Below are 19,812 nucleotides of genomic sequence, written 5' to 3' on the forward strand. Positions count from 1 at the left end.
AGCCCATCTAGGTACACGGGCCACAAGCCGTATACGCCCCGCCTTCATGCCACTTGGGGACTCTACGGTTACGCGTCACGAGTCGCCCGGCGGCTCGCCGCCAGGCGCTGGACGTGGTCACGCCTCGGGATGGCGCCAGGCGCTGGGCACCAGGGGGGGGCAGACGGTGCACGACCTGGTGTTCGTTCTTGGTGCAGCGTCTCTAGAACTCTGTGTGTGCCTGTGGTTTCCAGGCTTTTCGGGCGCGGCGTGGCCGTGTGCGGTCACCGTCCGGTGGTCCGAACCTCGGGGTGAGGGGGTGGACTGCGGTGGCGTGCAGGTGGTGGAAGCCGGTCCGCTCGGCGGCGCGGGTGCGCCGCCGACAGGTTCTGTGGGAGAGCCGCACCCGGCTGGATCGAAGAAGGTCTTCTCCGGGCCGGTGGGGTGCGGGTACTCCATGACCTGACGCCAGCCCGGATGCGGCGGCTGGTGTCGTGGTGTCATGCCCCGCCGGACGCTGGACTGTCCCCGTGGTGGGGGTGGTGGCGGGGACGGTACGCACATCGGGCATACGGCGGGAAGTCTTCTGTCCGGGGGCCTGTTCGGCGGCGGGCCGGGTGCCTCGGCCACGAGGGGCGGCGGGCCTGGTGGGGGTGGGGTGTCTCTTGCCCCGGGTGGTCTTGGGTCCGCGTGGCCGGGGCGGGGTGTGCTCTGTGCGGCGTTGGCGGCGCAGGCGGCGGGTGGTCTTCTTCGGGCGCCGGACCAGTGTCACCGTGGCGTCCACTGTGGTGCGGATGGTGCGGGCGTGGGTGGCGCGGTCGGTGGTGGTGTGGGTTTGTGCGAGCAGAGTTCCCCGACCTGGAACGGCACTACTGGCGGGCCAACAAGCTCTGGTCCGGGTCCTACTTCGCCGGAACCGTCGGCGGCGCCCCGCTCACCGTGGTCAAGCAGTACATCGAACAGCAGAACCGGCCGGTGTGAGCGCCGCCCGGCTCCGCCGGACTTGAATCCGCGACGCTCCGCGTCGCCACCATCAGATTCGCCTCACCACCGGCCTGAAGGCCGATGCACTGCGAATGAATCCCGGTAGCCCGCCGGACAGGGTCGATGCCAGCCCTCCCTCACACCCGGTGTGCCCCGGACCTGGGCTTGGGCCCGGACCTGGGGCCGGACCTCGGCCCGGACCTGGAGCGCGCACGCTTCCCCTGCGAACCGTCCGGCCACAGCTGTGGCCTTCGCTTGGCGGCCACGTCCTCCATCCAGCCGAAGCAGACGATGCAGCCGGCGGTCAGGGCCCAGATGACGATCAGGAGGGGCCAGGGGCTGTTCAGCAGCCAGGGGGCGTGCTCCTCCAGCAGCGGGACGTCCCACAGGTGGTCCCACAGGGTCTGGGCGGCGACGATGCAGACGTTGTGCCACAGGTAGATGGTCACCGCGCGGGAGTTGAACAGGGTGACCAGCCGGTCCCAGCGGCGTAGCGGGCGCGGCCACTGGGACCACGAGGGGCTGAAGTGCAGAAGCAGCAGCACGGTGGCGAAGGACCACAGGGACTGGGCGAAGGGGATGTCGTCGAGGTCGTGGTCCGGTTTGAAGCCGTGCGTGAGCATGTACCACAGGCCCAGACAGGCGACCGCGGGGGCGAGCGAGGGCACGACGTAGCGGGGCAGGCGTTGCAGGATGCCTTCCTGGTGGGCCATGCCGAGGAGCCAGCAGGCGCCGAACGCGCCGAAGTCGGTGAGGGCCGAGTCGATCCGCCAGCTGGGCACGGTGAGCCAGCCGAACTCCAGGGCCGCGGACACGACGATCGGCGCCAGGATCGTCGGCCAGGGCAGCGCGCGCAAAGCCTTCAGCAGGAACGGCGACAGCAGGACGAACCAGAGGTAGGCGCGGATGTACCACAGCGGCACGGCCAGCTGCTCGGCCCATTCGTCGCCGATGAGCCCGTGGATACCGTGCACTCCCGCGCCGTACGGCGGGTCGCTCAGCGGCAGGATCCAGTAGCCGAGGTGGATCCACCACCAGCCCGGATGGCCTTCGGAGTCCGGGCCCCAGCCTCCCAGCAGCATGCCCGTCACCCCGACCGCGCCCAGCAGCCACAGGGGCGGTAGCAGTCGGCGCATGCGGCCGCGGACGACCTCCACCGCGGGGCGCTTGCCGAGGGAGCGGGCCATGAGGTTGCCGGCCAGGGCGAACATCACGCCCATGGACGGGAAGATCACCGGCAGCCAGGCCCAGCCGAACAGGTGGTAGAAGACGACCCGGAAGAGGGCGATGGCTCTCAGCAGGTCGAAGTAGCGGTCACGGCCGGAGGATGCCGCCTTGGTCCCGGTCCGCTGCTCGGGCACGACCGGCCCCGGCTGCCCCGGCTGCCCTGCCTGCCCCGGCTGCCCTGCCTGCCCCGGCTGCTCGGGCTGGTCCTGCGTGACCGGCGGGACCGGCGGGACCCCCGGGATGGGTGTGGTGCTCATGCGACGGGCCTTTCGTCCACGACCTGCCTGCGGGGAGCGGGCGCGTCCGGCGGCGCCGCCACCCCGCCCTTGCGTCGCAGCTTCTGCCAGCGCAGCCGGCCGCCGGTGAGGGCGGTGATCCAGGACTGGAGAAGCACGACGTACATCAGCTGGCGGTAGAGGATCTGTTGCAGGGGAAGTGAGATGAGCGGGGCCAGCCGCTCGCGGTCGAGGATGAAGGAGTAGACGGCGCAGGTCGCCTGGATGGTGAGGACGCCGAACCAGGCCACGATCGTCTTCTCGGTGGGGCCGAAGACCAGCCCGTAGACGAGGAACACGTCGATCAGCGGGGCCAGCAGCGGTGCCAGGACCATGAAGAGGGAGACCAGCGGCAGTCCGACCCGGCCGAAGCGGCCCGAGGGGCCCCGGTCGAAGAGGGCGCCGCGGTGCTTCCAGATCGCCTGCATGGTGCCGTACGACCAGCGGTAGCGCTGGGACCACAACTGCTGGACGGACTCCGGGGCCTCGGTCCAGGCGCGGGCGTTCTCGGCGTAGACGACCCGCCAGCCGTCGCGGTGGATGGCCATGGTGATGTCGGTGTCCTCGGCGAGCGTGTCGTCGCTCATGCCGCCGACCCGTTCCAGGGCCGTGCGCCGGAAGGCTCCGACGGCGCCCGGGATGGTGGGCATGCACTGCAGGACGTCATACATACGGCGGTCCAGGTTGAAGCCCATCACGTACTCGATGTGCTGCCAGGCGCCGATGAGGGTGTCCTTGTTGCCGACCTTCGCGTTGCCGGCGACCGCGCCGACCCGGTGGTCGCCGAAGGGCTGCACGAGTTCGCGGACCGTGGAGGGTTCGAAGACGGTGTCGCCGTCCATCATCACGACCAGGTCGTACCGGGCGTTCGCCACGCCCCGGTTGAGGGCGGCGGGCTTGCCCGCGTTGAGCTGGCGGACGACGCGGACGCCCGGCAGGGCGAGGTTCTCCACGATCCGGGCGGTGCCGTCGCTCGATCCGTCGTCGATGACGATGACCTCGATCGGATGGTCACCGGCGATCAGCGAACGCACGGTGTCCTCGATGCATTTGGCCTCGTTGTACGCCGGGACCAGCACCGACACCGGTTCGGTGACCGGCTCTCCCCAGCGGAAGCCGCGGCGGCGGACCCGGCGGACGTGGATGCCGGAGAGCAGGAGCATCAGGCCGAAGCGGGCGAAGACCAGGGAGCCGATGATCGCGAGGCAGACCACCAGGACGGCGGTGATGTTGTCCGAGGCCTGCACCAGGAAGATCCAGGCTTTGCCCTTCCACAGGCCGACGCCGGTGACCTTGGTGAGTGCGCTGGGCGCGTCGAGGGCCTCGGTGAGGTTGTCGAACCGGTAGCCCCGGGCCTGCATGTCGGGCAGGAAACGGTCGAGGGCCTGCACGGTCTGGTGACGGTCGCCGCCGGAGTCGTGCATCAGGACGACGGCGCCCTTGCCGGCCTTGGGCGTGGCGTTGCGGAGGATCTGCGCGACGCCCGGCTTGCGCCAGTCCTCGCTGTCGGTGTCGTTGACGACGGTGATGTAGCCGCGGGTGCCGATGTACTCGGTGACCGGCCAGGACTTGTCGTCCATGGCGTCGGCGGACGAGGAGTACGGCGGCCGGAAGAGCGAGGTGCGGATGCCGGCGGCGCCGGTGATCGCGAGCTGGGTCTGGGACAGCTCCCAGTCGATCCGCTTCGTCGACTGGTAGGAGAGGTCGGGGTGGTTGAAGGTGTGCAGGCCGACCTCGTGGCCCTCGTCGACCATGCGTCTGACCAGGCCGGGGTAGCGGGAGGCCATGGTGCCGGTGACGAAGAAGACGGCGTGCGCGTGGTGTTTCTTGAGCGTGTCCAGGACCTTGGGGGTCCAGGTCGGGTCGGGTCCGTCGTCGAAGGTGAGGACCATACGGTGGGCGGGCACCCTCAGGCTGGTGACGCGGCCGCTGCGGGTGTCGATGACCGGGCCGCCGTCGAGAATCCTCTCCGGCACCTTGTCGGAGGCGGCCTCGGAGCGGACACGGTGGTCGGCGAGGATCTCGCTGTGGACGTAGCCGCGCAGCATCAGCATCGCCGTCAGCGCGACGAGGACGAGCAGCGGCAACAGCAGGCGCATGGACAGGCGGCGACGCGGGGAGCCGTCAGGGACTCCGGGTGCGGACCCGGGGAGGCGTTTGCGGGATGCCATCAGTGGTTGTGCTCCGGGACGGGGATGCCATCTACCGATGGCCAGCGGGTACGGGGCTGCCATCTGCCGATGACCAACGGGACAGGGGTGTCATCGGACGATGAGCACCGGGGCAGGGGTGTCATCGGACGATGAGCACCCGGGACAGGGGCGCCCTCAGCCGATGAGTACGCCGATGGGTACCGGGACAGGAACACCCTCGACACCCGGCCCGCGGGCGCCGCGGGGCGGTAACCGGCGAGCGGAGTGCGGCGGGGCCATCAGGTGACGGGTGCGGTGGACGGGGACGGTGCCGACGGCGCGGGGGCGTTGGCGTTCGACTCCGTGGCGATGGGCGTCGGGGCGCCCTGACCGTCGGCCACCGGGACGGTGCCGGGGCCCGTGCTGTTGCCGGGAACCGTGGACGGCGTCGGCGTGGCCGGCGGGCCGGGGTCGGTCGGCGTCGGGGTGACCGCCGGGTCCGTGACCGTCGCGGTCGGCGTCGGAGTCGGCGTCGGCTGGGTCGGGCCGGTGACCGGGGTCGTGGCGGTGCCGGTCGGGGTCGGATCAGGGGTGGCCGAGGTGCCCGCCTTGGCCGACGTGCCCGCCTTGGCCGACGTGCCCGCCTTGCCGGGGCTGCTGGTGACACCGGACGCGGTGGCGCCGCGCGCCGGGGCGGTCGCGGTGTTCCGGTCGGCCGTCCGGATGGGGCCGAGCACACCACCGCCGGTGCCGGACGGCGACGCCGAGTCGGCGGGCAGCGGCGGGCTGTCGACCTTGCCGGCGGGCTTGCTCTGCTGCTGGCCCGGCACGAACAGCCAGGGCGCGTTGGAGTTGCCGGACAGCAGAGTGGCGACGATGACGACGGCGTACACCGTGCAGGCCATCCCGACCGCGATACCCACCCGGCGGAACCGGCGGCTACGGCGACCCGACTCGTCCACGAACACCGGTACGTCGGAGCCGTCCTGACCGTCGCCCGGTTCGGCGGCGCCCTTGGCCTGCCCTACGAGCGACTCCTCCAACTGTTGACCAAGGCCGTCGAGTTGGACCGTCACCTCGTGCGGATCGTGGTCGGGATCACCTCCGCCGGACCCGCTTGCCTCCAGCACATCTTGGCCGAAACCTGACGAGGTGTGCTCCTCCCACGGATCCCGCACGGCGGCGTTGCGCGCGGCGGCCTCGGTGACTCCCGGGGACTCGCCGCCCGACGCGAGGATGTCGAACCGGCCGGACCGGCCGGACCGGCCCGGGTCCGGCAGACCCCGGGCACCCCCTCCGGTCCCCGCCACTCCATCCGTCACGCCGACGGAGCGAACACCCTGGCTCGGGATTCCGCTTGCACCTCCGACCGGCCATCCGGTCCCACTGGTCTCCGGAAACGCCTGGGTACGGCCCTCCACAGCCGAAGAGCCCGGGCCCGATGCGACCTCGGGCCATTCCGGTTGGGCGTTTTCTCGCCGCTTCTTCACACGCATGTTCATCCCCCCACAGGACCGTTCCGGGTGCGCCGACAACCTCGAACACCCGTCGCTCGACCAGGTCCCCACCCGCTCCGAGCGCCCCCATTATCACATTGTTCTCAGACCAAGAATGTAGCGCACAAGGAGGTTCCATGTTCGTCTCGTGTCAAGAATGCACGCTCAACAGGTCCACATCAATGGCTTGAATCCATCCCTCGCTCGGCCGCCCCATCCGGCCTTCCTCGACCGACAGTTCGAGCGCACTCATGGTGCAGAGCGGTGATTCCGTGACACAACAGACAGTTCCGTCACACCAGTGACACAAGCGACAGGCACACAGGTTCGATGGACGGCCGCGGCGCCGTCGCGGGCATGGCCGGAAAATCCACCACAGCAAGAACCGGGTTCCGCGTCTTCGCCACGCCCTGGTGGGACCCCTCGTCCCCAGCGGCGAGCGGGACGGGCGGCGCGACCTCGACCCCCGTCCCTCGAACAGCGGGACAGTCGGGTTCGCTTCACTCCGGCGTGCACGGATTCCGGCGGCCTCGCGCACGACCTCGCCGGCGGGCACGCGGCAACACCGGCACACGGCACCACCGGCACGCGGACACGCGATCAGCACCGCCCGTCGAACCGCTTCACCATTTCCCGCGCAACCCATTGACGCTGTTACGCCTGCCACATACCTTCCACCGTCGAAGCGCTTCGACGTCACGCATCGAATGAGTTCGATGAACGCAGCGTGACGCCGAATACCCAGCCGACCCCCGTGGAGGCACTGGATGTTGACGGCTCGAAGGCGTGTGACAGTTCGACGGCGTGTGACGGCTCAAAGCGGTATGACGACTCGACGGCGTATGCCGGCTCGAAGGCGTATGACGGCCCTGGTCGCCGCGGCCCTGAGCGGAACCCTGCTCCTGACGGCCTGCGGCGGCTCGGACGGCGGCTCCTCCGACGGCAAGACGTTGAAGCTCTGGCACTACGAGGCTCCGAACAGCGCGATGGGACAGGCCTGGAACGAGGCCGTCAAGGAGTTCGAGGCCACCCACCCGGGCGTGAAGGTGGAGTTCGAGGCGAAGGGCTTCGAGCAGATCCAGAAGACCGCGCAGATGGTCCTCAACTCCTCCGACGCCCCTGACCTCATGGAGTACAACAAGGGCAACGCGACGGCGGGCCACCTCTCCCAGCAGGGCCTGCTCACCGACCTCAGCGCGGAGGCGACGAAGCGCGGCTGGGACAAGAAGATCAGCGCGGGTGTCCGTACCACCAGCGTCTACGACACCGACGGCGTGATGGGCTCCGGCAAGTGGTACGGCGTGCCCGACTACGCCGAGTACACGATGGTCTACTTCAACAAGGACCTCTTCGCCAAGTACAAGATCCCCGAGCCGAAGACGTTCGACGAACTGACCGCCGCGATGGACACCTTCGTCGAGAACAAGGTCACCCCGCTCGCCAGCGCCGGCGCCGAATACCCCGCCCAGCAGTACCTGTACCAGCTCGCCCTGTCGAAGGCGGACCGTGCCTGGGTCGACGCCTACGAGCTGTACAAGGGCAAGACCGACTTCCACGACGCCGCCTGGACCTACGGGGCGGAAACCTTCGCCGACTGGGTGAAGAAGGGCTACTTCGGCAAGGACTCCACCAGCGCGAAGGCGGAGGACGCGGGCGTCTCCTTCCTCCAGGGCAAGTCACCGATCCTGTTCTCCGGCAGCTGGTGGTACGGCCGCTTCCAGGACGAGGCGAAGTTCGACTGGGGCACCTTCCTGTGGCCCGACTCGAACCTCACCCTCGGCTCGGGCGGCAACCTGTGGGTCGTCCCCAAGGGCGCCAAGAACAAGGACCTCGCCTACGACTTCATCGACATCACCCTGTCGAAGAAGATCCAGAACCTGCTCGGCAACAAGGGCGGCGTCCCGGTCGCGGCGGATGCGAGCGCCATCACCGACCCCAGGTCCAAGACCCTCATCGACCACTTCAACACCCTCTCCCGGCGCGACGGCCTGGCCTTCTACCCGGACTGGCCGATCGCCGGCTTCTACGACGTCCTCGTCTCCGAGACCCAGAAGCTGATCACGGGCAACCAGAAACCGGACGGCTACCTGGACGCGTTGCAGCAGGCGTACGACAAGGACGCGCCGAAGCGATGACGGTCACCGTCGAACACGGCGGGCGGGCGGCCGGCAAGCGGGACCGCACCGGCCGCCCGCGCCGCCACCCCAGCCGCCGCCCCCGCGACTCCTACGCCCTGTTCCTGCTCCCCGGGGCCCTCGCCTTCCTCGTCGTGATCGTCGTCCCGTTCCTGATGAACACGGGCGTGAGCTTCACCGACTGGCAGGGCGTGGGCTCCCCCGACTGGTCCGGGCTCGCCAACTACCGTGAGCTGCTGGACGACGCGGAGTTCTGGGCGTCCTTCCGGCACAGCCTCTTCATGGTCGTCGCGATGGCGGCCCTGCCGACGGTGATCGGCCTGGTCCTGGCCGCCGCGCTGTTCGACCACGTCGGCAAGCACTTCGGCAGCAGATGGGCAGCGGTCCTGCGGGCCTGCTTCTACCTCCCCCAGGTGCTGCCCATCGCGGTCGCCGGCATCGTCTGGAGCTGGATCCTCGCGCCGGACAACGGCTCCCTCAACGAACTCCTCAAGTCCGTGGGCCTGTCGTCCTGGCAGCAGGACTGGCTCGGCGACCCGGACCTCGCGCTGTACAGCGTGATGGGCGTGATGGTGTGGGTGCAGATCGGCTTCCCGCTGGTCGTCTTCATGGCGGGCCTGCAACGCGTCGACCCCCAGCTGTACGAGGCGGCCGAGCTGGACGGCGCCGGCTGGTGGCGCCGCTTCTGGCACATCACGCTGCCGCAGATCCGCCCGGAGACCTACGTCGTCCTCACCTGGTGCACGATCGCCGCACTCAAGGTTTTCGGCGCGGTGTACGTCCTGACGAAGGGCGGCCCGGGCGGGGCGACGAACGTCCCGTCCTACTTCTCCTTCACCACGTTCTTCGAGAAGACCCAGGTCGGCTACGGCGCCGCGATCTCCACCGTGCTCACCGTGATCATCCTGCTGCTGTCCCTGATCGGCCTGAAGCTCCAGACCCGCGCCGAGGACGCCGAGGAAGGGACCCGCACATGACGACCGCCCTCCGCCGCTACCCGGTCCTGGTAGCCCTCTGCATCGCGGCGCTCTTCATGGTGGTCCCGTTCGCGATCGTCGCCGTCAACGCGGTCAAGTCCCCCACGGAGTACGCCCAGAACGGCCCCCTCAGCCTGCCTGAGGGCCTCTACCTCGACGGCATCAAGGACTTCTGGGAACGCGTCGACTTCGGCCGGAAGCTGGCCAACTCGGTGCTGATCAGCGGGTCGGTGGCCGTCCTCGCGGTGGTCCTGTCGGTCCTGAACGCCTACGCGATCGGCATCGGCCGGATCAAGGGCCGCACCTGGGTCCTGGCCTTCTTCGTCCTCGCGAACATGCTGCCGCAGGAGGCGCTGGTCTACCCCCTCTACTACCTGAGCAAGGAGGCCGGCCTCTACGACACCAGGCTGAGCGTCATCATCGTGTTCACGGTGATCCAGGCGGCCTTCGGCACGTATCTCCTCTCCTCCGTCCTCGGCCAGTTCCCCCGCGAGATCCTCGAAGCCGCCCGGATCGACGGCGCGAACAAGTGGCAGGTGCTGTGGCGGATCGTCGTCCCCGTCAGCCGCCCCACCATCGGCGTCCTGCTGGTCTTCTTCTTCATCTGGACCTGGAACGAGTTCCTGCTCCCCCTGGTCATGCTGATCTCCAACGACAACCAGACCGTGTCGGTGGCCCTCGGCGTCCTCCAGGGCCAGCGTCTGATGGACGCCACGATGACCAACGCGGCCGCCCTCCTCGGCATCCTGCCCGCCCTCGTCTTCTTCCTCCTCTTCCAGCGAACCCTCACCCGCGGCATCGCCGCCGGTGCCGTGAAGTAAGGAATCCCCCACATGAAGTTCACGGACGGCTACTGGCTGCTGCGTGAGGGCGTCACGACGGACCACCCCGCCGAGGTCCTCGACGTCACGGCGGCTGGGGGCACCCCCTCCGGGGGAGGCACCCTGGAGATCCACGCGCCCTCCCGCCCCATCCGCAGCCGCGGCGACCTGCTGAAGGGACCGGTCCTGACGATCAGCGCGCACTCCCCCCTGCCCGACGTCATCGGCGTCACCTTCACCCACTTCCGGGGAGAGCGCCCCGAGACCCCCGAATTCGAGCTGGCCAAGCAGGAGTTCACCTCGCAGACGTCGTACGACGACGAGCACGCGACCCTGACCTCCGGTTCCCTCTCGGTCCGGTTCGCCCGCTCCGGCCCCTGGCAGGTCGACTTCCTCGCCCACGGCCGGGTCCTGACCAGCAGCGGTCCCAAGAGCATGGGCATCATGCGGGACGCGTCCGGCGGTCACTATCTGCGCGAGCAGTTGGGCCTCGGGGTCGGCACGTCCGTCTACGGCCTCGGCGAACGCTTCGGCCCGCTGGTGAAGAACGGGCAGGTGGTCGACATCTGGAACGCCGACGGCGGCACGACCACCGAACAGGCCTACAAGAACGTGCCGCTGTACCTGACCGACGCCGGCTACGGCGTCTTCGTCGACCATCCCGGCAAGGTCTCCTTCGAGGTCGGCTCGGAGGCGGTGTCCCGGGTGCAGTTCAGCGCGGAGACACAGGAGCTGACGTACTACGTCATCCACGGCCCCACCCCGAAGGACATCCTCCGCAAGTACACCGCCCTCACCGGCCGTCCGGCCCTCCCGCCCGCCTGGTCCTTCGGCCTGTGGCTGTCGACGTCCTTCACGACGTCGTACGACGAGGAGACCGTGACCTCCTTCATCGAGGGCATGCGGGAACGTGGACTCCCGCTCTCCGTCTTCCACTTCGACTGTTTCTGGATGCGCGAGCACAACTGGTGCGACTTCCGGTGGGACCCGCGGGTCTTCCCGGACCCGGAGGGCATGCTGGCCCGGCTCAAGGAGCGGGGCCTGCGGGTCAGCGTGTGGATCAACCCGTACATCGCCCAGCGCTCCGCGCTGTTCGCGGAGGGCAAGGAACTCGGGCATCTACTGAAGCGGCCGGACGGGAGCGTCTGGCAGTGGGACCTCTGGCAGCCGGGCATGGCGATCGTGGACTTCACCAGTGCGGCGGCCCGCGAGTGGTACGCGTCCAAGCTGGAGGGGCTGCTCGCGCAGGGCGTCGACTGCTTCAAGACCGACTTCGGCGAGCGGGTGCCCCTCGATGTGGCCTGGTCCGACGGCTCCGACCCGGAGCGGATGCACAACTACTACACGTACCTCTACAACCGCACGGTCTTCGACGTGCTGCGCAAGCACCGGGGCGAGGAGGAGGCGGTCGTCTTCGCCCGCTCGGCCACCGCCGGGAGCCAGCAGTTCCCGGTCCACTGGGGCGGCGACTGCGAGGCGACCTACGAGTCCATGGCCGAGTCCCTGCGCGGCGGGCTCTCCCTCGGGCTCTCCGGCTTCGGCTTCTGGAGCCACGACATCGGCGGCTTCGAGGGCACCCCGACACCGTCGCTGTTCAAGCGCTGGCTGGCCTTCGGCCTCCTCTCCTCCCACAGCCGCCTCCACGGCAGCTCCACCTACCGGGTGCCGTGGCTGTTCGACGAGGAGTCGGTGGACGTGCTGCGCCACTTCACCCGGCTGAAACTGCGGCTCATGCCGTACCTGTACGAGGCCGCGCGCACCGCCCACACCGAGGGCGTGCCGGTGATGCGGGCGATGGTGCTGGAGTTCCCCGACGACCCCGGGTGCGCGCACCTGGAACGGCAGTACATGCTCGGCCCCGATCTGCTGGTCGCGCCGGTGTTCAGCGATGACGGCGATGTCTCGTACTACGTCCCCGAGGGCACGTGGACCCACTTCGTGACCGGGGGGACGGTGACCGGGGAGACGGTGACCGGGGAGACGGTGACCGGGGGGACGGTGACCGGGCCGCGCTGGGTGCGGGAGAACCACGGGTTCTCCAGCGTGCCGCTCCTCGTGCGCCCCGGGGCCGTGATCCCGGTCGGCGCGGTGGCCGACCGGCCCGACTACGACCATGCCGACGGGGTCACCCTGCGGGCGTACGGTCTGGAGCGGGGGCAGCAGGTGGCGGTGCGGGTCGGGGACGTGGCCTTCACCGTCGTACGCGAGGGCGACCTGGTGCGTGCGTCCTGCAGTGATCCGGTCGCGCCCTGGGGGCTGGCCGTGGGCGAGCGTGAGGTGCGGGCGCCCGCCGGGACCGGGTTCCTCACCGTGGAGTGGGCCTGATGGCGAAGATCACGGACGTGGCCCGGCACGCCGGGGTCTCCCCCAGCACGGTCTCCTACGCCCTCAGCGGCAAACGCCCCATCTCCGACGAGACCAAGCGCCGGGTGGAGGCGGCCATCCGCGAGCTGGGCTACCGGCCGCACGCGGGCGCCCGGGCGCTGGCCAGCAGCAAGTCGAACGTGCTGGCGCTGGTGGTGCCCCTGCGGACCGGCATCCACGTCCCGGTGATCATGCAGTTCGCGGTGTCGGTCGTGACGACGGCCCGCCGCTACGACCACGACGTGCTGCTCCTGACCCAGGAGGAGGGCGAGGAGGGCCTGCGCCGGGTCGCGGACACGGCACTCGTGGACGCGCTGATCCTGATGGACGTCCAACTGCACGACCCCCGGCTGCCGCTGCTGCGGGTGCTGGAGCGGCCGTCCGTGATGATCGGCTTCCCGGCTTCCTCCGAGGGTCTGACCTGCATCGACCTCGACTTCAAGGCAGCCGGTGAGGCGTGCGTGGAGCATCTGGCGGGACTGGGACACCGGGTGGTGGCGCTCGTCGGCTCACCACCGGAGGTGTACGTCCGGCAGACCGCGTTCGCCCAGCGCGTGGTCGAGGGCTTCACCGCCGCCGCCGACCGGCACGGGCTCGCCTCCTCGGTCCACCCCTGCGAGGCGGGCCCGGGCGCCGCCCGCCGGGCCGCCGGGCGACTCCTGCGCGAGCAGCCCGCGTTGACGGGCGTGGTCGTCCACAACGAGCCCTTGCTGGAACCCCTGATCGACGCCTTCGAGCAGCTGGGCCTACGCGTCCCCGGCGACCTGTCGGTCACGGCGATCTGCCCCGACGAGCTCGCGGGATCCGCCCGCGTGCCCGTCACCTCGGTCGCTCTGCCGTCGGCGGAAGTGGGCACACGGGCGGTGGAGCTGCTGATGCGGAAACTGGGCGGCGACCCGGACGTACCGGAGTCGACGCTGCTGGCGCCCCGGCTGACGGAACGGGCGAGTACGGCGCGGCGTCAGGTGTCCTGACCGGGACACCCTGCCATCGCGCTCAGCCGGCGGGTACCACCTCGCGCAGGAAGCCGGTCAGCAGGTCCGTCACAGCGGCAGGCCGCTCCAGACTGGGGAGATGGCCGGCCCAGGGCAGTTCGAGGTGCCGGGTGTCGGCGAGCAGGCCCGGCAGTCGGGCCGCGATCTGCCGAAAAGCGGCCAGGTCGCGGCCCCCCGAAATCGCGAGACAGGGTGCCTTGATCGCTGACAGGTCGATCTCCACCTCGATCCGCCCGGCCCCCTCGGGGGCGGCCAGTTGCACCTCGAAAGCATGTCGCTGCATCCCGCGCACCTCCTCCCGGACCGCCTCCTCGGCGTCCGGCCCCAGCCAGGTGTCCACGTTCAGTTCCACGGCCCCCACGATGTCGCCCGCCTCGAGCAGCGCGTCCTCCCGCTCGCCGAACGCACGCAGCTCATCGGTGGGTTCATGCCCTGGCAGCCCGGCGCACAACAGCGCCATGGCGGATACCCGGTCCGGACGGCGCGCGGCGATCTCCAGGGCGACACGTCCGCCGTACGAGGAGGCGATCAGCGCCGCCTGCTCGATGCCGAGCACGTCCAGCAGGCCCAGTACATCCTCTGCATCGTTGTGGCGCCGATCCGGCAACGGACTCCGGCCGAAGCCCCGGAAGTCGCAACGCACCACCCGGTATCCGGCATCGACCAGGGCCTGCCACTGCGGATCCCACATCCTTCGGTCACCTACCGCGGAGTGCAGCAGTACCAGCGCGGGACCGTCTCCGGTTGCATCGTAAGCAAGAGTCATGCGACAGACCCTAGGCGGCGAGTGATCGAAGCACCCATGAATTTCACCGCCGCCCGCCTCGCTCACAGGGCGGCCCCCTCACCCCGGCGAGCCTCCCCGGTCAGAGCGCTCGCTGGTCCTCGGTGGCGAGGAGGACGACGTTCCGGACCTGCCCGGATCCACCGCCGCGGCTGACCCGAACCCCGGACATGACACAGGCCCCGCCGCTCGAAAGCGACGGGGCCTGTGCCCACATGGGGTACCCGCCCGGAGGCAGGTGGTGGAGATGGCGGGAATCGAACCCGCGTCCAACGGTGCGGAATCAGGGCTTCTCCGTGTGCAGTTCGCTGTGATTTTCTCAGCCCCGGCGATCACGCGAACAAGTCGCCGACGGGCTCAGTCACTGTTTGATTTCCCTCTTCACCCCGTGACCGGGATCAAGGTTTAGTCCCCTAGCTGATGCCAGGATCCGGGTCGGGAACGAGCCCGGGCTGACACTCCCTTAAGTAAGGAGCACTCGCTTCGCTACCTGATCAGGCGGCGAGGGCGAAGTGCTGCTTGGGAGAATCGCTCTTGAGAGTGGCGATTATTTTTTTCGGCCTGTGGTTTACGAGATCATGGCCGCTTCCTCGACACGCTTCCCCTGCTTCGACAGCCGCTGTCGAAACCGATCATCCCCATGTTGATTTTTCAAGCTGTGCCCCTCGGGAGGGACGCGCACCCGCTGTGAGGTGCAGATGCCATCGTACGTGACCAAGGCAGGTCGATGCCAGCGCATTCCCCCCGGGGCCGGCCGGCGGGCCGACTACGCGCCCCGCTCCTTCCGCTTCGCCGCCGCGATCACACGGTCCGACTCCCGCCGGTCCTGCTTCTCACGCAGGGTCTGCCGCTTGTCGTATTCCTTCTTGCCGCGCGCGAGGGCGATCTCGGCCTTGGCCCGGCCGTCCTTGAAGTACAGGGCGAGGGGCACGATCGTGTGACCCGTCTCCTGCGACTTGGACTCCAGCTTGTCGATCTCCTCGCGGTGCAGAAGCAGCTTGCGCTTGCGGCGCACGGTGTGGTTGGTCCAGGTGCCCTGGCTGTACTCGGGGATGTGGGCGTTGTGCAGCCACGCCTCGTTCCCGTCGATCTGGACGAAGCCGTCGGTCAGCGAGGCGCGCCCCTGGCGCAGCGACTTCACCTCGGTGCCGGTCAGGACGAGCCCGGCCTCGAACGTGTCGATGATCGCGTAGTCGTGCCGCGCCTTCTTGTTCTGCGCGACGATCTTGCGCTTGCCGTCCTTGGCCTTCGCGGTCCCCCCTGCCTGCTTGGACTGGGACTCCTTCGGTACGTACATTCCCTTGCTCATAGTGCCGCCCATTTTCGCACCACGGAGGGGGTGAACGGGAAACGCATTACCGCGAGGGCGGGCCCGGCACGGCGGGGGCCTACCGTCCGAGCCCGCTGAGCACCGTCCCGGCCCGCTCCAGGACGTTCCGCTCCGCGTCCAGGTCGGGGGTGATGCCGCGACCGTCGACGCCGCGGCCGACGGGGGTGCGGTAGTGGCCGACGGTCAGCTCCGCGACCGAGCCGTCGGGCAGCCGGCTCGGCATCTGGACCGAGCCCTTGCCGAAGGTGCGGGAGCCCACCACGACCGCGCGGCCGCGGTCCTGCAGGGCGCCGGTGAGCAGCTCGGCGGCGCTCATCGTGCCGCCGTCGACGAGCGCGACCAGCGGTCTGGTGGTGTCGCCGCCGGTCTCGGCGTGCAGGGCTCGCTGGTCGCCCGCGACGTCGTATGTGGCGACCAGGCCGCCGTCGAGGAAGGCGGAGGCGGTGGTGACGGCCTCGGTGACCAGTCCGCCGGAGTTGCCGCGCAGGTCGAGGATGACGCCGGCACCGGCCGGGGCCTGCCGTACGGCGGTGCGCACGGTGTCGCCCACGCCCTTGGTGAAGGCGGCGACCCTGATGACGGTGACGCCGCCGGCGAGCGTGCGCACGGTCACGTCGTCGGTGGACAGGCGGGCCCGGCGCAGGGTGAGGCTCCACGCGCGCGGGCCGCGTTCCAGACCGACGCGGACAGTCGTTCCGGCGGCCGCGGCCGTGGCGTCACCGCGCAGCGAGGAGACCACCTCGGTGACGGGACGCCCGTCGACCTTCTTCCCGTCGACGCTGCGCAGCCGGTCGCCCCGCTGGATCCCGGCGACGGCCGCGGGCGACCCGGAGGCCACCCTGGTCACCTCGATACGGCCGTCCCGCTCGCTTCGCGCCCACAGGCCGACGCCGGTGTACTGGCCGTCGAGGGCCTCCTCGAACTCCTCGAACTCGCCCTCGGAGTAGACGGCGGCCCAGCGGTCCCCGCTGCGGCTGACCGCGCGTTCGGCGGCCTCCATGGGGGACGTGCCGTCGGCCATGGCCTTCTCGGCGGCCTTCGCCACATCCTCGTGACGGCTCGCGGAGGCGGCTGACAGGGTCGGCTCGGAGGCGGGTTTCCGGTCTCCGTCACCAGCGTCCGGGAAGGAACCGGTCGCGGCTCCGGCGACGAGCACGCTCGCGAAGACCAATGTCAGGCCCGCCCCGCGGCCGAAGCGGCGGGGCTGACAAAACAGGTGTCGGCCAGACATGCGGGTGAGTCTAGGACAACGCGAAGGGTCGCACGGTCGGTTGACCGTACGACCCTTTTGGTATGCGTCACACCTTCAGGTACTTGCGCAGCGCGAAGAACGCGGCCAGCGCGGGCATCAGCAGACTTGTCGCCAGAATGAGCGGCAGTTTCGTCAGAACGGCGTCCCAGCCGATGAAGTTGATCAGGTTCAGCTTCTCCGACAGGGCCAGGCCGTGGTCGATGAGGAAGTACCTGGCGACCACCAGGAACCCGCACGCGACCGTGCCGCCGATCAGTCCGGCGACCGCGGCCTCCGCGATGAAGGGCGCCTGGATGTAGAAACCCGACGCGCCGACCAGGCGCATGATCCCGGTCTCGCGCCGTCGACTGAACGCCGAGACCCGCACGGTGTTGACGATCAGCATCAGCGCCACGACGAGCATCAGCGCCATAATCGCCCGCGCCGCCCAGTTCATGCCGTTGAGGAGCCCGAAGAGGTTGTCCAGGATCCCCTTCTGGTCCTGCACCGACTGCACCCCGTCCCGCCCGTCGAAGGCGGTCGCGATGACCTGGTACTTCTCCGGGTCCTTCAGTTTGATGCGGTACGACTCCTGCATCTGGTCCGGCGTGAGGGAGGCGGCCAGCGGGGAGTCGCCGAACTGCTCCTTGTAGTGCTTGTACGCAGCGTCCTGCGACTCGTACGTCACCACCTGGACGACCGACATCTTGTCCAGGTCGGACTTGATCTGCTTCTTCTGCTCGTCGGTGACCGCGCCCTTGGCGCAGTTCGGGTCCGACTCGGCGTCACCCTTGTTGCAGAGGAAGACCGAGACGTTGACCTTGTCGTACCAGTAGCCCTTCATCGTGCCGACCTGGTCGCTCATCAGGAGCGACCCGCCGAACAGGGCGAGCGACAGGGCGACGGACACGATGACGGCGAAGGTCATCGTCAGATTGCGGCGGAGACCCACACCGATCTCCGACAGAACGAACTGGGCGCGCATGGCGTCTGGTTGGGCCTTTCCGTGGACTGGCGGTCAGTGCTGGTAGCCGTAGACGCCGCGTGTCTGGTCTCGGACGAGGCGGCCCTTCTCCAGCTCGATGACGCGCTTACGCATCTGGTCCACGATGTTCTGGTCGTGCGTGGCCATCACGACGGTCGTGCCGGTCCGGTTGATCCGGTCGAGCAGCTTCATGATGCCGACGGAGGTCTGCGGGTCGAGGTTGCCGGTCGGCTCGTCCGCGATGAGCAGCTTGGGCCGGTTGACGAAGGCACGCGCGATCGCCACGCGCTGCTGCTCACCACCGGACAGCTCACCGGGTCTGCGGTCCTCCTTGCCGCCGAGCCCGACCAGGTCGAGCACCTGCGGCACGGACTTGCGGATCTCGCCCTTCGACTTGCCGATGACCTCCTGCGCGAAGGCCACGTTCTCCGCGACCGTCTTGTTCGGCAGGAGCCGGAAGTCCTGGAACACCGTCCCCAGCTGGCGCCGCATCTGCGGCACCTTCCAGTTGGTCAGGCGCGCGAGGTCCTTGCCCAGAACGTGCACCTGACCGTGGCTGCACCGCTCCTCGCGGAGGACCAGGCGCAGGAAGGTGGACTTGCCGGAGCCGGAGGACCCCACGAGGAACACGAACTCGCCCTTCTCCACTTCCAGGGAGACATCCCTGAGTGCGGGGTGGGTCTGCTTGGGGTAGATCTTGGATACGTTGTCGAATCGGATCACGGATGCACCACGGGTCGCCGGGGGTAGATGAGCGTGACCATACGCGAACCGGGCGGCCCGGCGCAGGCACCGGTCGGGGTTGTGTGACAGTTGCGCGTTTTGTGCCCGCCTTGGCCCCGTAGGACCCTGCCCCGGTCCCACAGGACCCCGCGCTGAATTCCACGGAACCTGGCAGAGTGGAGGGGGAACGTTCGGGTTCCCTCAGGCGTTGTGCATGTGGAACCGGTGCAAGGAGGGCGAGCGCATGACGTACGACCGGCTGGTGTGCGCGAACTGCGCGGGACCCGTGAGCGAAGGTCGGTGCCGCGTGTGCCGCGCGAGCCGCGAGCGGCTGCAGCAGCAGGAGAACCCTTTCGCGGGCCTGACCCCCATGACACTGATCGCCTTGCTGACGGTGCTGATCGCGGCAGTCGCGCTGCTGGCGCACCAGACCGCGTAGGACGCGGTCGCGGGGCGCGATCAACGACGCGGGTGGAAGACCAGCAGTCAGAAGACGTACGAGGGGCTCGGAGCGCATCGCGCTCCGAGCCCCTCGCCGTATGACGTGCGTACGGTGCGTACGCGGACGGCTACCCTCAGGCAGCCGCGCCGCCCCGGCCGCCCATGAGGCGCGGCAGGACGCGGAAGCCGACGCCGCCGGCGATCATCGTGGCGGCACCGAGCAGCAGGAAGGTGGTCTGCGCGGCACCGGTTTCGGCGAGCTCCTCACCGCTGCCCTGGGCCTGAGCCTGGGGGGCAGTGCCGGTCGTGGTGTCCGTACCGGTGTCGGTGAGGGCCGAGGTGCCCTCCTCCTGGGCGGAGGTGCCGGAACCGCCGTTGGGGTCGGCCTGGTTGCCACCGGCGGCACCGTTGCCGTTGCCGTTCCCCTGGCCGTTGCCGTTGCCGTTACCGTTGCCCTGGCCGCCGTTACCGTTGCCCTGGCCGCCGTTCCCGTTGCCGTTGCCCGGGTTGGTCGGCGCGGCGGTCGGGTCGTCCGTCGGGCCCTCGGTGGGCTCCGTCGGCTCCTCGGTGGGGTCGGTCGGGTCGGTGGGGTCGAGCGTCGGGACGTCCGTGGGGATGTCCGTCGGGACGTCCGTGGGAATGTCGGTGGGGATGTCGGTGGGAACCGGCGGCGACGGGACGGGCGACTCGTCGGCGCACAGGATGCCCAGGATGCAGTCGTCCGCTTCGGCGGCGGACGCCGCACCGGTGGCGGTCAGTGAGGCGCCGGCCGCTATCACGGCACCGGCCGCGATCCGCGCGACACGGATCCGCGTCTTCTTCGTCATATGGTTGCTACCCCCAGTAGCTCATCATCAGTGAGGCGGCGCTCGGGGGCCGTGATCGACGGAGGAGGTAGCTGTACTCAATCCCCCGGTTCACATGCGCCCCAGA

The 19,812-nt window shown here is 69.5% G+C and carries 15 protein-coding genes, 1 other RNA gene and 1 pseudogene; 7 read left to right on the top strand and 10 right to left on the bottom strand.

What is annotated here, in order from left to right; all coding sequences use genetic code 11:
- Window positions 1-816 precede the first annotated feature (816 nt).
- Window positions 817-960, top strand: a pseudogene (locus tag M2271_RS34900) (transposase); the annotation flags it as partial.
- Window positions 961-1,100: 140 nt separating this feature from the next.
- Here the strand turns inward: M2271_RS34900 and M2271_RS34905 are convergent.
- The 3 genes from M2271_RS34905 to M2271_RS34915 form a co-directional block, all read right to left on the bottom strand.
- Window positions 1,101-2,447 (bottom strand): acyltransferase, encoded by a 1,347-nt coding sequence (locus M2271_RS34905; protein WP_280891446.1) that lies wholly within the window; start codon window positions 2,445-2,447, stop codon window positions 1,101-1,103.
- The gene (locus M2271_RS34910; protein ID WP_280891447.1) at window positions 2,444-4,636 is read right to left on the bottom strand and encodes a glycosyltransferase; all 2,193 of its coding nucleotides are present in this window, start codon (window positions 4,634-4,636) and stop codon (window positions 2,444-2,446) included. The genes M2271_RS34905 and M2271_RS34910 overlap by 4 nt, the downstream gene beginning before the upstream one ends.
- A gap of 260 nt (window positions 4,637-4,896) precedes the next feature.
- Window positions 4,897-5,919, bottom strand: coding sequence for a hypothetical protein (locus tag M2271_RS34915; protein WP_280891448.1), 1,023 nt, complete (start codon window positions 5,917-5,919; stop codon window positions 4,897-4,899).
- Window positions 5,920-6,953: 1,034 nt separating this feature from the next.
- On the opposite strand from M2271_RS34915, the gene M2271_RS34920 reads away from it, so the two are divergent.
- The 5 genes from M2271_RS34920 to M2271_RS34940 are packed head-to-tail and all read left to right on the top strand — an operon-like array spanning window position 6,954 to window position 13,364.
- Window positions 6,954-8,228 (top strand): extracellular solute-binding protein, encoded by a 1,275-nt coding sequence (locus M2271_RS34920; RefSeq protein ID WP_280891449.1) that lies wholly within the window; start codon window positions 6,954-6,956, stop codon window positions 8,226-8,228.
- Entirely contained in the window at window positions 8,225-9,205 is a 981-nt protein-coding gene (locus M2271_RS34925; protein ID WP_280891450.1) for a sugar ABC transporter permease, read from the top strand. Before M2271_RS34920 ends, M2271_RS34925 begins: the two co-directional genes overlap by 4 nt.
- Window positions 9,202-10,026, top strand: coding sequence for a carbohydrate ABC transporter permease (locus M2271_RS34930; RefSeq protein ID WP_280891451.1), 825 nt, complete (start codon window positions 9,202-9,204; stop codon window positions 10,024-10,026). Before M2271_RS34925 ends, M2271_RS34930 begins: the two co-directional genes overlap by 4 nt.
- Window positions 10,027-10,038: 12 nt before the next feature.
- The gene (gene yicI, locus M2271_RS34935; RefSeq protein WP_280891452.1) at window positions 10,039-12,351 is read left to right on the top strand and encodes an alpha-xylosidase; all 2,313 of its coding nucleotides are present in this window, start codon (window positions 10,039-10,041) and stop codon (window positions 12,349-12,351) included.
- Window positions 12,351-13,364: a LacI family DNA-binding transcriptional regulator gene (locus M2271_RS34940; RefSeq protein ID WP_280891453.1), complete on the top strand. Its 1,014-nt coding sequence runs from the start codon at window positions 12,351-12,353 to the stop codon at window positions 13,362-13,364. The genes yicI and M2271_RS34940 overlap by 1 nt, the downstream gene beginning before the upstream one ends.
- A 22-nt stretch (window positions 13,365-13,386) precedes the next feature.
- Here M2271_RS34940 and M2271_RS34945 read toward each other — a convergent pair whose 3' ends face one another.
- The 6 genes from M2271_RS34945 to ftsE all read right to left on the bottom strand — a co-directional run bounded on the left by M2271_RS34945 (window position 13,387) and on the right by ftsE (window position 18,438).
- Window positions 13,387-14,151: an alpha/beta hydrolase gene (locus M2271_RS34945; RefSeq protein ID WP_280891454.1), complete on the bottom strand. Its 765-nt coding sequence runs from the start codon at window positions 14,149-14,151 to the stop codon at window positions 13,387-13,389.
- A gap of 257 nt (window positions 14,152-14,408) precedes the next feature.
- Window positions 14,409-14,809: a transfer-messenger RNA gene (ssrA, locus tag M2271_RS34950) on the bottom strand.
- A gap of 126 nt (window positions 14,810-14,935) precedes the next feature.
- Window positions 14,936-15,478, bottom strand: a complete 543-nt coding sequence (smpB, locus tag M2271_RS34955; protein WP_280891455.1) for an SsrA-binding protein SmpB — start codon at window positions 15,476-15,478, stop codon at window positions 14,936-14,938.
- A 79-nt stretch (window positions 15,479-15,557) separates the two neighbouring features.
- A complete protein-coding gene (locus M2271_RS34960; protein ID WP_280891456.1) occupies window positions 15,558-16,730 on the bottom strand; it encodes a S41 family peptidase in 1,173 nt (390 codons plus the stop codon).
- 67 nt (window positions 16,731-16,797) lie between these two features.
- The gene (gene ftsX / locus M2271_RS34965) at window positions 16,798-17,715 is read right to left on the bottom strand and encodes a permease-like cell division protein FtsX (protein WP_280891457.1); all 918 of its coding nucleotides are present in this window, start codon (window positions 17,713-17,715) and stop codon (window positions 16,798-16,800) included.
- A gap of 33 nt (window positions 17,716-17,748) precedes the next feature.
- The gene (gene ftsE, locus M2271_RS34970; protein WP_280891458.1) at window positions 17,749-18,438 is read right to left on the bottom strand and encodes a cell division ATP-binding protein FtsE; all 690 of its coding nucleotides are present in this window, start codon (window positions 18,436-18,438) and stop codon (window positions 17,749-17,751) included.
- A 244-nt stretch (window positions 18,439-18,682) separates the two neighbouring features.
- Between ftsE and M2271_RS34975 the strand changes: the two genes are divergently transcribed.
- Window positions 18,683-18,877 (top strand): hypothetical protein, encoded by a 195-nt coding sequence (locus M2271_RS34975; RefSeq protein ID WP_280891459.1) that lies wholly within the window; start codon window positions 18,683-18,685, stop codon window positions 18,875-18,877.
- 136 nt (window positions 18,878-19,013) lie between these two features.
- On the opposite strand, the gene M2271_RS34980 is transcribed toward M2271_RS34975, so the two are convergent.
- Window positions 19,014-19,706 (bottom strand): LPXTG cell wall anchor domain-containing protein, encoded by a 693-nt coding sequence (locus tag M2271_RS34980; protein ID WP_280891460.1) that lies wholly within the window; start codon window positions 19,704-19,706, stop codon window positions 19,014-19,016.
- Window positions 19,707-19,812 lie beyond the last annotated feature (106 nt).

The sequence above is a fragment of the Streptomyces sp. LBL genome (assembly GCF_029893585.1).
Lineage (GTDB): Bacteria > Actinomycetota > Actinomycetes > Streptomycetales > Streptomycetaceae > Streptomyces.